Raw genomic sequence first — 14,316 nt, 5'->3', positions numbered from 1 at the left:
AAATGAGTAAAAATAACGGTCGGCAGTTTATTAATGGCGAACGCGTTGCTGCAAATGCACCAGCTTTAGAAAGTATAGCTGCAAAAGACTATCAGCCAACAGGTTATGTATTTAGTCAGGCAACACTTGAAGAAGTAGATCAGGCTGCTCAAGCTGCGCATAACGCTTTTTTAGTTTATAGCCAAACGACTCAAGAACAACGTGCATCTTTTCTTGAAGAAATTGCTCGCCAAATTGAAGCATTGGGTGCGAACTTGCAAGAGGTTGCTTCACTTGAAACAGGTTTGCCACTTGCTCGTCTTCAAGGGGAGACAGGGCGGGTTACTGGCCAGCTAAGACTATTTGCTGAACTTTTACGCCGCGGCGATTTTTATGGTGCCCGTATTGATGTGGCATTGCCAGAACGTAAGCCTTTACCGCGTGTCGATCTACGTCAGTATAAAGTTGGGGTAGGGCCAGTTGCCGTGTTTGGCGCGAGTAATTTCCCACTTGCATTTTCAACTGCAGGCGGTGATACCGTAGCTGCTTTAGCAGCAGGGTGTCCGGTTGTCTTTAAAGCACACTCTGGCCATATGGCAACTGCTGAGCTTGTTGCAGAAGCCATTGAAAAAGCAATTGAAGTTTGCGATATGCCTAAAGGCACATTCAATATGATTTTTGGTGGCCGTATTGGCGCAAACTTGGTAGAACATCCACTGATTCAGGCAGCTGGTTTTACGGGTTCTCTTGAAGGCGGAATGGCACTTTATAACCTTGCGCAGAGCCGTCCTCAGCCAATTCCTTTCTTTGCTGAAATGTCGAGTGTGAACCCTGTGGTGGTTTTACCTGAAGCACTTCATTCACGTGGTGAACAAATTGCTCAGGATACGGTTGCCTCATTCAATATGGGATGTGGTCAGTTCTGTACAAAGCCAGGTCTAATTTTAGGTGTAAAAGGCCCCGAGTTTGATCGCTTTATTACGGCTTTAGTTGAAAGCACGCAAAAAGCTGTGCCTCAGGTTATGTTGAATGAAGGTACTTTAAAAAGCTATCGAACTGGTATTGATGCATTAATAAATGAAGCTGGTTTTGAAGTTATTGCGACAGGACAAGAGGCCGAGCTAGTTTCTCAAGCAAAAGCACATCTGTTTAAAGCGGACCAATCTGTTTTATTGTCAGGCAATCCGAAGCTTCAACATGAAGTTTTCGGGCCAATGTCGATTGTGATTGCAGTCGAAGATGAAGCCACTCTGTTGAAGGGGATTGAAGCTTTAGGTGGACAGCTTACAGCAACCATTATTGGTGATGAAAACGAGTTGTCTAAGGCAGGCGAGCTTCTTGATTTGTTAACCCGTAAAGCTGGCCGTGTATTGTTTAATGGTTTCCCAACAGGGGTTGAAGTGTCTGATGCGATGGTGCATGGGGGGCCTTTCCCTGCAACAAGTGATGCACGCGGAACTTCGGTAGGTACGGGAGCAATTGAGCGCTTCTTGCGTCCGGTATGTTTCCAAAATACGCCACAAGTTTTATTACCCGATGTATTAAAAGATAGTAATCCACTACAGATTACTCGTCTGGTCAATGGACAGTTAACTCAGGCTCAAATTTAAAAGTTGTGCAGCTCAATTAAAGCTATTGGGCTGCATATTTTTTAACTTATTCAACGTATTATTAAATATCATCAGAAGCATAAGTTGCTTACTTTTTAAATATGTGTGAGGGTTTGATAAGAGAGATAAAATATTTTGATTTTAATAACTTAGAGGTATAAAAACCGAATATGACTATCGTCTAAGTTTATAGTAAAATGAATTTTCTAATTTTTTCAACATTTCATGAGTTCTTCAAATTATGTCTAGTGCAATTAAACCTAGATCAACAAAAAAACTAAGCCAGATTATTGTAGAACAACTGATCGAAAAAATTCAGTCTGGAGACTTCCAAGTCGGAGAGAAAATTCCGACCGAACTTGAATTAATTGAAACTTTTGAAGTAAGCCGTTCTGTTATTCGCGAAGCAATTACTGAGTTGCGTTCATTAGGGTTTGTCGAGACTCGTCACGGGATTGGTACTTTTGTAAAAGAACAGACAGTTGAGCAAAATTTTTTGCTGTCTAATGCCAGTTTAGAAACCATTAACGATATTGTTTCTTTACTTGAGCTTAGGATTAGTCTTGAGTCGGAAGCTGTCTTTTTAGCATCTGAGCGCCGTAAGCAAATCCATATTGATAAAATGAAAGCTGCGCTTCAAGACTTTGAGCGTCATATTTCATCAGATGCCAATGATGGTACGGTAAAAGCTGACTATGATTTCCATATTGCCATTGCTGAAGCTTCTGAAAACCAATATTTCGTTGATTTTCTAAAGTATCTTGGCGAAAAAATTATTCCACGTGCACGTTTAAAATCTATTGAGCAAAGTCCTGAAAACCGCGAAGAATATTTAAAAGCGGTTCACCATGATCATGTCAATATTTATAACGCAATTGTCGATCAGGATGGTTTATTGGCCCGACAAATGATGCGAGCTCATTTGTCTAAAAGTATTAAAAAGTTTAAGCAGTGAGCTTGAGCTAAGATTGGGCAGAGTAAGATAAAAAGAGAGCTTAAGTAAGCTCTCTTTTTATCTTATTGGATGTTATTTACAGCTAAAGTTTTCAGCTTTTTCGCTATCACCTTGACCATTGTAACGGGCGATCAGTGGGTAAGGGCAAAGTGGACGGGTGCGGTCTGGCGCCCAGTCTTGTGGAAGCTCAGTATTGATTTGACCACTTGGGTTACCTGCGCCGCGTGCGGTTGCAATGATTTTGTCAGGTGCTTGTCCATATTCCACCCAGTTAACTAAAGCAGTCAATGCATCAAACTGGTCGGTCGCAATACCATCACGGGTATGGTTCATACCCGGAACTCTAAAGAAACGCGCAAATTCAGGCGCTGTACCTTTCGCATCATTTTTATAGTGTTGTAGCAGTTGATCGTACCAATTTTGGGTGTCATCTACAGAGAAAACGCCATCTGCTGTGCCTTGTACCACAATCATTTTTCCACCGTGATTACGGAGTTTATCTAGATTAAGTTCATCAGGTGGCATCATGAAAGACATCGAACTTTCAGTATAAACATCATTGGTTGCCGAGAGTTTTGGATAGTCGGTATCGAAGTTAAAATTAAAGGCAAATTGTCTAGAATTTTGAGTCACAGTTGGGTCTGGTGGAACCTGAAAAAGAATTCCAACTGCAACGGGGTCACGTGCTGTTCCCACAGAAGATTCAAATTTCCAGCTTGCCCAGTTACTACCGACTAAACCGGGGTCGAAAGGTTGGGTTGCATAGAGGGCTTGTCCAGCAGAGTTTACAGGACCACGGTAAATGTTGGCTAATACATCAATTTGTTCGGTGCTTAAACAAGTCCCATCTCTTGTGCTTGAGCAAACGGGTACATGCTTATGAATATCAAAAGCTGTACGGCAAGCTTCGACATCTTGAACCAGCCCATCTGCAACACCGTCTAAGGCATCGCATCGATCTAAAATAGCTTTTGCTAATACTTTGCGCTCTGGAAGAGTTAGAGCAGTACTTAGGTCATTTTCATCTGTTGCGACACGACGAAGCTGTTGTGCTGTGTAGAGTTGAGCCGCGGCTGCACGAGGTAAGTGAAAACCCGGTGTGCTTGCCAAAATTCCATCATATTGATCGCCCAAACGGGTTGCGGCAATCATGGCATGACGTCCGCCGTTCGATGTGCCGCCTGCATAGGAGCGGTCTGGCAATTTACCATATGCGGCTTTAATTAGGTTTTTTGCCATAGGCGTGAGTTTGGTAATCGCACCGTAGCCGTAGTTAATTCTGGCTTGAGGGTCTAAACCGAACATTGGATTTTGTGAGGCATTATGTCCAGCATCGGAAGAAATGACCGCAAAACCATCATGCAGGGCATTGGTCAGCGGGCCACCACTGCCGACCTGACCTGTTGCAGGGACTAAATTACCATCGGTTCCGCCATTGCCTTGATAGAGGAAACGACCATTCCAGTCTATTGGTAAGCGCATTTCAAAACCAATTTGATAAGTTTGTCCATCGATCGGGCTTACACGTTGGTCCATATAACCTTTGATCAAACAATGAGCGCCAATCGGTTTGTTGGCGACAGTCAAGGTGCCTGCTTCTTGAAGGGTAGCTGAGCTAATGACTGTATTGTTGTATTGAAATCCGAATAAGTCCGTACAGCTTCCTGTCATTTTTACGCCCACAGCAGGAGACAACTGCGGTGGTTTGGTTGTTGAGGGAATCGTTGTGTCATCATTATCACTTCCACAGCCTGCCAAAGAACCAAGCATGGCAAGCACTAAAGCGGAGTGGGTTAAAATTCGTTTATTTTTGGTGTAATTCATTTATTCATATCCTTATTGAATGCATGGTTGTAATTAATCTGAAACCAGAAAATTAGCTGTGCTCCGTGCAATCATTTTGTTGTTTTGCCAAGCTTCACTTTCGAGATTTAGTACAGTTTTACCTTGTTTAATGAATCGGCATTTTGTAATGACTTCACCTACAGCACAGGGCTTTAAAAAATCCATTGTTAAGTTGATGGTGGTAGCGGGTTTATGGTTATTGGCGAGATATGCAAAAAGTCCCATCACGTCGTCAAGCATGGCGCAGATCATGCCGCCTTCAACGGTGCCGCGTGGATTGGTAAAGCTTTCTAGGGCTGTGTAGTGGATATTAAGTTCAGTGTTTTGATCATTCCAATGAATATTATGTCCGCCCAAATGGTGATGGATGGGCGGTAAGTGTTCTAAAGTTTTTTGATCCATAATGAGGGCTCCATCCTTTTTGTAGGTGTTATAAAAATTATTATTTCAAGGTGTAGGCATCATAAATAACAGCTTTACCCAAACGCATTGCACTACCTACCGCAACGGTCTGGTTAAGCCATGAATATTTAGGTGAGCTGGTTTCAAACTGCATGGTAATTTTGAAATAGTAATTTTTCGGGTCGACATCTTTGCCTTGGGCAAGCTGTTTTAGTGTTTCTGCCGAGCCATGTCGGTAACCTTTGGTTTGAAGGTAAATAAGCGCACCATCATTGGTTTCTAATAGATATCGCGTATCAATAATGGCTAGCCCTTTACTGTCGACAATTTGCCAATCTGCGCCATTATTTAAAATGCGGCCCTTAAGTGATTTCCCTTCAAATGTCCCACCTGTAATGGGAATAATTCGGCGTTTACCTGCGTCACTGGTTGTGCCTAATTCCCAAACAGGCGCATTTAAATCAACACTGAATTTTGCTAAAGGTTCAAGCTGAATAGGTGGCGGGCTATATTGTGTTTCGGCATGAGTCAGGCTAATGAGACAAATTCCGCAGAGTAGCGTTACAACTTTCTTCATGATGAATTTCCCGAAATAAAAAGAGGTTCTATGTGTGACAGAACCTCTCCTTTTGAATTATTTAAATTTCCATGTGTAGTCAATGTTGATACGGGTTTCATTTACAGGTTTGATGTTGGCTGTAGAGAGCATGTTGTTGTCATAAATGGCGTAGCGCGCACGTAGCCCTAGATTTTTTACCCAGCCACTTTGAACGGTGTAGCCTAAATCAAAGTCGGTTTCGCGTTCTTTTAAATTGGTGCCACCTAAGTTAGGTGCATAAATATTGTGGCCTGTGGTGTAACGAGTCATGAAACGTAAACCCGGCACATAATCTTTAAAGTCATATTCATAGCGGAAGCTATAGGCTTTTTCTCTTGGGTTTAAAAACTCACCCGGCCATGTGTCAATGAGAAGCCCAGTTTCACCTCCAGTCAAATACGGAAAGGCGGTGTCGCCGTGATGCTGGAAAGTTCCAAAAATAAATTTATGGTTTTGATGTTTGAGTTCGAAATGCGCATGATAGAGGTCATTATCGACTAAGCCTGCTTTTGCTTGCCCGTCATCTCGGCTGCGGTAGTAACGTAATTGTGAGCTAAAGTTAGTGGTGTCATTAATTTTGTGTTGATGTAAAGCACCGACCATGGTTTGGTTATAAAGATCATCAACATCCATGTAGAAAGCGGTGAGTTTGAGTGCAGGATTAAACTGATAGTTTCCACCTAAATAATAGAGTCCATCCGTTTCAGCACTTTTAAAGCGTCCATTTACGCCTGAAATTTTAATTTTTTCATAGTTGGTCGAATCACGATGATTCACTTTATCGAGGTAGGCCGCTTGTAAGTCGAAGTCTTTAATATCTTTACTGGTGAGTGAAATTCCTCGATAGGTTTGAGGAAGTAAACGAGCAGGTGAAGCCACTAAAACTGGGTTCATCGGCATTAGCGTACCAATGCGTAGTTCAGTCTGACTCATTTTGGCTTTTGCTGTGACCCCAATTTCGCCATAAGAGTCAGCAGGTTCATTGGTACGCGTGTCTCTAGGTAAGTTTCCTGTACCGCCATGCTCTGCGTCGGCATCGAGTTTAAACCCCGCCGTCGCAAGTACATCCAGCCCAAAACCGACAGTCCCTTCGGTATAACCTGAATTGGCTTTAAGAATAAACCCTTGTGTCCAGTCCTTAGCAGCAGGGTAAGCAGATTGCTCTTGATAGTCGCGGTCAAAATAGAAATTTCGCGTGGTGAGTTCTACTGAGCTGTTGTCAATAAAATTGCCAGCCCACACTGAACCAGAGAGCATAAGGGTAGAGTACATCCATAATTTCGACATAGCATTTCTTCCTGAAATAACATTTTTTTGTTTTAAACAAGGCATAGTTGTTGTGTCTGCCTTGTTTGGTTTTAAATCGAATTATTTTCCGAGCAGTTCTCGGGCCACGATTTCTTTCATAATTTCATTGGTTCCCCCATAAATTTTTTGTACCCGCGCATCGACAAAAAAGCGTGAAATCGGGTATTCCTGCATGTAACCGTAGCCACCAAAAAGCTGAAGTAATTGATCAATCACTTCACATTGGACATCGGTAATAAAGCACTTCAGTGCGGCAACTTGAGTGACGCTTAACTGGTGTTGTTGATACAGCGCTGCACATTGGTCTACAAAAGCTTGAGCGGCTTTGGCTTTGATTTGAGCGTTTGCGAGTACAAAGCGCGTGTTTTGCATTTGGCTTAAAGGTTGTCCGAAAGCTTTACGTTCTAGTACATAGTCTTTGGTGATTTCGATGGCGCCTAAAATTGACCCCAAAGCCATCATGGAAATACTCAAACGTTCACGAGGTAACTCTTGCATTAAATAAGCAAAGCCTTGTCCTTCTTCACCCAAACGCTGAGTTGCAGGCACACAAACATCATCAAAAAATAGTTCGGCTGTATCTTGGGCATGCAGCCCGATTTTTTGTAAAGAGCGACCTTTTTTAACGCCGTCTAAAGCAGCATCAACTAATAATATTGAAATGCCTTTTGCTTTAGCTTGAGGGTCAGTTTTTGCAACCAGAACAATCAGGTCGGCATGCAAACCATTTGAAATAAACGTTTTTGAACCATTCACGCGGTAGTGGTCATTTTCTAAAATGGCTTGAGTGCGTATAGCCTGTAAGTCTGAACCAGCATTGGCCTCTGTCATAGCAATTGCAGTGACGACTTCACCTGTCACCATTTTCGGTAGCCAATAATGTTTTTGCTCTTCGGAACCGATATTTTGTAGATAAGGAGAAACCAGCTCACTTTGCCCACCAATGGCAACTGCCAAAGATGCAAAGCCCGCTTGAGCAGTTTCTTGAACCAGCATGAGCGAGTAATGAACTGGAGCGCCATAACCGCCATATTCCTCAGGCACATCAACACACAAAAAACCATTTTCCCCAAGACGAAGCCATAGATCACGTGGGATAAGACCATCGTGTTCCCATTGTTCGTAGTAGGGAGCAACCTGTTCTTTTAAGAACCTGCGATAGCTATCCCGAAATAGTTCAAATTCTGTATCGTGTGGCATGTTGAACCTTTTTTGGCAAAAGTGAGGCTAAGGCCCAAACCGAAGTTTGAGCTTCCTTTTTTATTTCAATTGCTTATTGTTTTAAGGTGGGCACCCGAATAATCAGCGGGTTATCAGTCTGCTTTTGATAAAGCTCATCAATTAAAGCGGCACGACGTTTCGTAATACTGCTTTGATTGAGGTTGCCTTTATCGGTCACTTCGCCGGCATCGAGTTGAGGTGGCTCGGTCATTAAATAAAGCATGGAGACTGTATTTGAACTGCCAGTCGCATCTTTATTAAAGGTCGTTAAAAATTGGCGGAACCATTGTTGGACTTTAGGATGCTGTAATATCTCTGTTGCAGAATGTTCACCCAGCTTAAGACCTGCATATTGAGCACAAGCATCTAGTTTTGGAAAAATCAAAAAGCCAACCGCATTTAGGTTTGAACCTGTAATGCAGACATCTTGAATCAGTAAATTACCTTGAATCAGCACTTTGTTGCGTAATGTGCCCACATTCACAAAAGTACCCGTATTGAGTTTAAAGTCTTCGGCAATTCGTCCGTCGTACATTAGGCCTTTAGTTGGATCATTGACATCGACTAAACGAACAGCATCGCCCGTATGGAAAAAGCCTTCATCATCAAACACAGTGCTTTGCTGGTCTGCCTTTAAACGCCAATAGCCTTTCATGACATGTTTGCCACGAACGCAAAACTCAAGTTTGTCACCACATGGCACTAGCTTAATTTCGCATCCCGGAGCAGGGTAACCAATAAAACCAGCCATTACGCGTGGGCCAGTTGTAAAAGCACAAGAGGGAGCAGTTTCGGTCATGCCCAATCCGCTCATAATGCGGATTTTTTCTCCGCAATGTTGCTGGGCAATATTATCGAGTCTGTTCCAGCCCGCTTCTGAAAGTGCAGCACCTGCAAAGAATAGAATTTTAACTTTGGCAAAAAAGCGATCTCTTAATTCTTCATCTTTTTCTAACGCTTCGGTGAGTTCTTCCCAACCTTTTGGCACATTTAAATAAACAGTTGGAGAAATTTCTTTGAGGTTACGAATGGTTTCGTCAAATTTTCCTGCAACGGGTTTGCCATCATCAATGTAAATCGTACCGCCGTTATAGAGTGCGATGCCGACATTATGACTGCCGCCAAATGTGTGGTGCCAAGATAGCCAGTCGAGTAGGACAGGCGGTGTTTCTTCAAACTCAGGGAAAGTTTGTAATAACATTTGCTGATTAACACACAACATTAAATGCGTGGTCGGCACAGCTTTAGGCAATTTGGTTGAACCTGACGTAAATAAGAATTTGGCAATCTGGTTTTCATCAAGGGTTTGGTAAAACTCTTGAACATTTGAAACTGGTGTATCTAATAGCGACTGAAAAGATGTGCAAATTTGATCGCCCACTATTCCTTTATTGGTCACCACTTCAATGTCAGGTGTAATACATGCTTGAATGGCTTTGGCAAAGGCTTGTCCATCGCTGGCATAGACCATACCAGGTGTGAGCACTTCAAACACATGTTTGAGTTTGCCAAAGTCTTGAGAAATCAGAGAGTAGGCAGGTGAAATAGCCGAAAAAGGCACACCTGCCAGCATAGCACCCATAGAGAGTGTTAAATGTTCGAGATCATTGCCACTTAAAATAACGAGTGGTCGTTCTTGGCTTAAATTACGGTTATGTAAGGCTTGAGCAATGTGCCATGCACGTTGTAAAACTTCTGCATAACTCAGTTTGACCCATTCGCCTTGAGCATTGCGTTTTGCTGCAAAAATATGGTCTGGTTTGGTTTGTGCAAAATGAATTAACCGATCTGTCAGTTTTTGTGGATACGGTTTTAATTGCTCTTTTGGGCTGATATAGAGCGTGTCATCTTTGTGGTGATAATGAATATCATGTTGCCCTAATTTTACGAACCGTTCGCGGTCTTGTGATTGAGTGGCATTCATTTGCATTTCTTTCACTCCATGGAAAGCGCATCACTGCGCTTTATTTTTTGCATCATGCAATTTTTATTTAATATGTTATTGTCCGCATTAGCCTGACTAAATCGGGTAATGACGTGATTGGGTTTGAATGGTAATCCAGCGTAGTTCGGTAAATTCGGCAACAGAGACTTTACTACCAAAACGACCGTAACCACTCGATTTTGTTCCGCCAAATGGCATTTGCGCTTCGTCATGTACGGTTGCGCCGTTAATATGACAAATACCCGAATCAATCTGTTGAGCGACTTCTAATGCCTGCGAAATATTTTGGCTAAACACTGCCGAAGAAAGACCGAACTCGCTGTCATTTGCCAGTGCTACGCCTTCTTCAATGCTTGAAAAGCGTTGAACTGTGCATACAGGTCCAAATGATTCTTCGCGGTAAAGCAGCATGTCAGGTTTAATATTGAGTACTAGCGTCGGTTGCATGGTGGTGTCTTCAATATGAATGCCTAAAGGTAAGTCAGCACCTTTGTTTTGAGCATCTTCCAGCAAATGCTGAATACGGTTTGCAGCACGTCGACTTTCTAAAACACCGAGTACATTGTCTTTTGAGGTTGGATTACCTGCCCGAATAGAACGGGTTTTCTCAATCAACTTTTCAATAAATTGATCGGCAATATTGTCTTGAACCAAAACACGTTCGGTCGACATACAAATTTGCCCCTGATTAAAGAATGCTCCAAAAGCAACTGCATTTACGGCTTCATTAATGTCAGCTTCATTTAAAACCACGACAGGCGCCTTACCACCCAATTCAAGTAAAACAGGTTTTAAAAATTTGGCAGCAGTCTCAGCAATAATTTTGCCGACCTTAGTTGAACCGGTAAAATTAATGCGTTTCACAGCTGGATGAGACACTAAGCGCTCCACGATTTGTGGTGCATCTTCGGCGGCATGCGTAATCACATTCACGACACCTTCACCCAGACCCGCTTCATGTAACACTTCACCAATTAAACGATGTGTTGCTGGGCAGGCTTCCGATGCTTTTAACACAACCGTGTTACCACAAGCCAAAGGCATAGCAAGCGCACGCGTTGCCAAGATGACAGGTGCATTCCAAGGTGCAATTCCTACAATCACACCGCAAGGAACTCGTACACCCATCGCAAGATTGCCTGGCACATCTGATGGAATCAGACTTCCGTCAATTTGTGTAGTCATGGCTGCTGCTTCACGTAACATGTTGGCAGCAAGGTGAACGTTAAACCCATACCATGTTGCAGTTGAACCTGTTTCTTGCATTCCAGTTTGAATGAATTGCTCGGTTTTTTGGTCCATTAAATCGGCTGCTTTTAATAAACGTAAGCGACGTTCGGTAGGCGAGAGTTTCGACCATACTTTAAAAGCTTGTTGTGCCGATTCGATTGCACGGTCAACATCTTCCAGTGTTGCAGCAGCAGCTTTACTGGCTACTGATCCATCAATTGGGCTAATACGCTCAAAAGTTGCCTGATTTGATGCATCAACAGATCGACCGTGAATAAGTAACTGTACATTTTGCATGGGTTGCGTCCTTACATTGCCATTAAAGTATCAAAAGTTAACCAGTACGTTTATAACTCTGTAAACCCGGTTTAATTGATTTTTCATCTAAGAATTGTTTCAAACCTTCTTGGCGGCCATTTTCTGTATCGCGGTGGATACATTGATCAAGTTTGGCATATAAGTAGTCTTCGTTTTGGTCCCATGTCAGTTCACGGCAACGCTTAAAGCCATTTTTTGCGGTACGAAGAACTACTGGATTTTTCTCAAGTAGGCAATTTGCAAGTTCAGTCACTTCTGCTTTTAATTGGGCAAGCGGTACGCTTTTATTCACAAGGCCCATGGTTTCAGCTTCTTTACCACTAAAGGTTTTACCCGTCATGATGTAGTACAAAGATGCACGGTGACCTACGGTATCTGCCATTGCTTTGCTTACAAGGTTACCCGGTGGGATCCCCCAGTTAATTTCAGATAAACCGAAAGTTGCTTCATCTGCTGCAATTGCTAGGTCACAAGCCACTAAAGGTGAGAAACCGCCTCCAAAGCACCAGCCGTTGACCATAGCAATGGTTGGTTTTGAATACATACGAAGAAGTTGCCACTGCCAGCGACAAGAGTCACGGCGAATACGTTCTTGGAAAATTTCAGGTTGAGTGTCGACTTCACGGAAATATTCCTTCAAATCCATACCCGCTGTCCAAGAGTCACCAGCACCCGTCAAAACTAAAACACGCGCATCTTGATCAAGCTCAAGAGTTTCGAGCACATCAATCATTTCACGATTGAGTGTTGGGCTCATGGCATTTTTCTTTTCTGGGCGGTTCAGGGTGACCCATGCAATTCCTTCTTCAACTTTAACATCTACTGTTTCCCAGCGGTTTTCATAACTCATCTTCATACTCCTTGAATGATTTTTAGCTGTTCTGGGATTTAATCTAATATCAGTTAAACTTACATTCAAGTCTTTTTTATAAAATTTCATAAATATTTTTTAATTCATTGTATTTTAAGTATTAATTATTATTTAAATTAATTTAATATAAAAATATGTTGATTTTTTAGTAAGTTTAACTGATATTTTTGGTGTGTTTAAACAATAATACACAAAGGGCTAAATGGAACGACTAGTCAATAAAGGACAACACAATGGAAAAAATATCAGGACAGCCTTCAAGGGCAAAAATCACGTTGCTACTGTGCTTTGCCATAGCAATTTTTGAAGGGTTTGATCTTCAATCAATGGGGGTAGCCGCTCCACGAATGCGGGCTGAGTTTATGTTAGACAATGCCCAGATGGCGTGGGCATTTAGTGCTGCAATTTTAGGGACGTTACCAGGTGCGATATTAGGCGGTCGGTTTGCCGATATCGTCGGGCGTAAGAAAATTCTGATTTTTAGTATCTTACTTTTTGGAATTATGTCTTTGCTAACAGCTTATGCAGCTAATTTAAGCCTGTTGCTACTCATTCGTTTTTGTACAGGTTTAGGAATGGGTGGGGCATTACCAATGATGATTACACTTGCCTCTGAAGCTGTACCTGACCAGCACAAAGGCACCGCAGTGAGCATTATGTATAGTGGCATTCCTTTTGGTGGATTACTCACTTCTGTCGTTGCTATGTCGTTGGCAGGCGATGCGGAGTGGCGTCATATTTTCTATATTGGTGGGATTGCGCCAATTTTACTCATTCCACTGATTATGCGCTTTTTACCTGAGTCAAATGATTACCTGCAACGAAAAGTTCAAGCGCAAAAAACGACACCATTCTTTGAAGTTCTATTTGCTAAAGAACGTCGTATGTCAACCATTCAGCTTTGGATAAGCTTTTTCTGTACGCTGGTGGTACTGTATTTCTTGTTGAACTGGTTGCCATTGCTGATGGGTGCACAAGGTCTATCAAAACTACAGGCAAACTATGTACAGATGGGCTACAACGTTGGCGGAATTTTAGGTTCAATCCTCATGGGCGTATTGCTTGATAAATTACGCATGAGCTTTGTGATTAAGCTGATTTATCTCGGCATTTTATTTTCGCTGTGCTGTTTAGCAATTTCTCCAACAGTGGCTTTACTTGCACTTTCGGCAGTGGGTTGTGGCTTATTCATTGTGGGTGGACAATCGGCGTTGTATGGTCTGGCAGCCATGTATTATCCAACCGAAATGCGTGGAACTGGAGTAGGTGCAGCAGTTGCAATTGGCCGTATTGGTTCGTTTGCAGGGCCTTTAATGGCTGGTTTTTTACTCTCGCTTGGACAAAGCTCGACCATCGTGATTGGTTCAAGCATTCCAGTGATTTTAATTGCAGCGATCTCTGCATTACTTCTTGTCAAAAAACCTAAACAGCCTGTACATTTAGTACAAAGCTCAGGTGCTCGCTAAGTTTTAATGAAAGTATGGGGTAGATGCTCATACTTTCACTACAGTTTTTCTTATGATGATTGAAAGGTTATGGTACGTTCGAATTTAGTTCCAAAAAAAGTAGAAGATGAGCCTAAGTTAAGTTACATGATTGCTCGTGTTGACCGAATTATTAGTAAACATTTAACAGAACATTTAAAAGAGCTTGAAATTACCTTACCGCAATTTACTGCACTTTCTGTTTTAGCTTCAAAAAGTAATTTATCCAATGCCAAGCTTGCTGAGCGCTCTTTTATAAAGCCGCAATCTGCCAACAAAATTTTGCAAGATTTACTGGTGAATGGCTGGATTGAGAAAAAACCTGACCCAACACATGGCCGCCGTATTTTAATTACACTGACCGAAAGCGGGGTTGAAAAGTTAAACAAATGCAATGAAGTGGTTTTAAAAGTCGAAGAAAAAATGCTTGAAGGTATTGATATTAACTTGGCTTATTTAATCCGTAATAACCTCGATATTATGGTCAATAATCTTAAAAATCTTTAATTGAATGTGGTTTGCGATTTAATTTATTAAACGTAGTACACAT

12 protein-coding genes are annotated in these 14,316 nt (G+C 42.1%); 4 read left to right on the top strand and 8 right to left on the bottom strand.

The features are described 5' to 3' along the window. Positions 1–2: 2 nt before the first annotated feature. Both J655_RS17315 and J655_RS17310 read left to right on the top strand, forming a co-directional pair. Complete coding sequence (locus J655_RS17315) at positions 3–1,589, top strand: aldehyde dehydrogenase (NADP(+)) (protein ID WP_002120529.1); 1,587 nt, start codon at positions 3–5, stop codon at positions 1,587–1,589. 241 nt (positions 1,590–1,830) lie between these two features. After that, positions 1,831–2,544 (top strand): FadR/GntR family transcriptional regulator, encoded by a 714-nt coding sequence (locus tag J655_RS17310; RefSeq protein ID WP_014206150.1) that lies wholly within the window; start codon positions 1,831–1,833, stop codon positions 2,542–2,544. A gap of 72 nt (positions 2,545–2,616) precedes the next feature. Here the strand turns inward: J655_RS17310 and J655_RS17305 are convergent, their stop codons facing one another. The 8 genes from J655_RS17305 to J655_RS17270 form a co-directional block, all read right to left on the bottom strand. Beyond that, entirely contained in the window at positions 2,617–4,368 is a 1,752-nt protein-coding gene (locus tag J655_RS17305; protein ID WP_002120498.1) for a tannase/feruloyl esterase family alpha/beta hydrolase, read from the bottom strand. Positions 4,369–4,401: 33 nt separating this feature from the next. After that, positions 4,402–4,791 (bottom strand): PaaI family thioesterase, encoded by a 390-nt coding sequence (locus tag J655_RS17300; protein ID WP_032052706.1) that lies wholly within the window; start codon positions 4,789–4,791, stop codon positions 4,402–4,404. A 40-nt stretch (positions 4,792–4,831) separates the two neighbouring features. Further along, entirely contained in the window at positions 4,832–5,368 is a 537-nt protein-coding gene (locus J655_RS17295) for a DUF3237 domain-containing protein (RefSeq protein WP_002120536.1), read from the bottom strand. 57 nt (positions 5,369–5,425) lie between these two features. Next, positions 5,426–6,676, bottom strand: a complete 1,251-nt coding sequence (locus J655_RS17290) for an OprD family porin (RefSeq protein ID WP_031969106.1) — start codon at positions 6,674–6,676, stop codon at positions 5,426–5,428. An 81-nt stretch (positions 6,677–6,757) separates the two neighbouring features. Next, complete coding sequence (locus J655_RS17285) at positions 6,758–7,897, bottom strand: acyl-CoA dehydrogenase family protein (RefSeq protein ID WP_002120514.1); 1,140 nt, start codon at positions 7,895–7,897, stop codon at positions 6,758–6,760. A 73-nt stretch (positions 7,898–7,970) separates the two neighbouring features. Further along, on the bottom strand, positions 7,971–9,857 hold the full coding sequence (locus J655_RS17280) for a feruloyl-CoA synthase (protein WP_171073768.1): 1,887 nt from the start codon (positions 9,855–9,857) through the stop codon (positions 7,971–7,973). An 81-nt stretch (positions 9,858–9,938) separates the two neighbouring features. After that, positions 9,939–11,390 carry an aldehyde dehydrogenase gene (locus J655_RS17275; RefSeq protein ID WP_002120481.1) on the bottom strand — a complete coding sequence of 484 codons (1,452 nt, stop codon included), beginning with the start codon at positions 11,388–11,390 and terminating at the stop codon, positions 9,939–9,941. 37 nt (positions 11,391–11,427) lie between these two features. Further along, positions 11,428–12,267, bottom strand: coding sequence for a p-hydroxycinnamoyl CoA hydratase/lyase (locus J655_RS17270; protein ID WP_170825830.1), 840 nt, complete (start codon positions 12,265–12,267; stop codon positions 11,428–11,430). Positions 12,268–12,515: 248 nt separating this feature from the next. On the opposite strand from J655_RS17270, the gene mhpT reads away from it, so the two are divergent. Both mhpT and J655_RS17260 read left to right on the top strand, forming a co-directional pair. Beyond that, positions 12,516–13,748 carry a 3-(3-hydroxy-phenyl)propionate transporter MhpT gene (mhpT, locus tag J655_RS17265; RefSeq protein ID WP_032007118.1) on the top strand — a complete coding sequence of 411 codons (1,233 nt, stop codon included), beginning with the start codon at positions 12,516–12,518 and terminating at the stop codon, positions 13,746–13,748. 69 nt (positions 13,749–13,817) lie between these two features. After that, complete coding sequence (locus J655_RS17260) at positions 13,818–14,273, top strand: MarR family winged helix-turn-helix transcriptional regulator (RefSeq protein ID WP_014206159.1); 456 nt, start codon at positions 13,818–13,820, stop codon at positions 14,271–14,273. Positions 14,274–14,316 lie beyond the last annotated feature (43 nt).

The organism is Acinetobacter sp. 1294243, assembly GCF_000588015.1.
In the GTDB taxonomy this organism is placed as follows: domain Bacteria; phylum Pseudomonadota; class Gammaproteobacteria; order Pseudomonadales; family Moraxellaceae; genus Acinetobacter; species Acinetobacter pittii.
The sequence above is the reverse complement of the archived record's forward strand: the minus strand, read 5'-3'. Positions and strand labels throughout refer to the sequence as shown.

Bases quoted from the DNA above. Each gene is read 5' to 3' on its own strand.
- J655_RS17315 (WP_002120529.1), top strand. From the start codon at position 3: ATGAGTAAAAATAACGGTCGGCAGTTTATTAATGGCGAACGCGTTGCT.
- J655_RS17310 (WP_014206150.1), top strand. From the start codon at position 1,831: ATGTCTAGTGCAATTAAACCTAGATCAACAAAAAAACTAAGCCAGATT.
- J655_RS17305 (WP_002120498.1), bottom strand. From the start codon at position 4,368: ATGAATTACACCAAAAATAAACGAATTTTAACCCACTCCGCTTTAGTG.
- J655_RS17300 (WP_032052706.1), bottom strand. From the start codon at position 4,791: ATGGATCAAAAAACTTTAGAACACTTACCGCCCATCCATCACCATTTG.
- J655_RS17295 (WP_002120536.1), bottom strand. From the start codon at position 5,368: ATGAAGAAAGTTGTAACGCTACTCTGCGGAATTTGTCTCATTAGCCTG.
- J655_RS17290 (WP_031969106.1), bottom strand. From the start codon at position 6,676: ATGTCGAAATTATGGATGTACTCTACCCTTATGCTCTCTGGTTCAGTG.
- J655_RS17285 (WP_002120514.1), bottom strand. From the start codon at position 7,897: ATGCCACACGATACAGAATTTGAACTATTTCGGGATAGCTATCGCAGG.
- J655_RS17275 (WP_002120481.1), bottom strand. From the start codon at position 11,390: ATGCAAAATGTACAGTTACTTATTCACGGTCGATCTGTTGATGCATCA.
- J655_RS17270 (WP_170825830.1), bottom strand. From the start codon at position 12,267: ATGAAGATGAGTTATGAAAACCGCTGGGAAACAGTAGATGTTAAAGTT.
- mhpT (WP_032007118.1), top strand. From the start codon at position 12,516: ATGGAAAAAATATCAGGACAGCCTTCAAGGGCAAAAATCACGTTGCTA.
- J655_RS17260 (WP_014206159.1), top strand. From the start codon at position 13,818: ATGGTACGTTCGAATTTAGTTCCAAAAAAAGTAGAAGATGAGCCTAAG.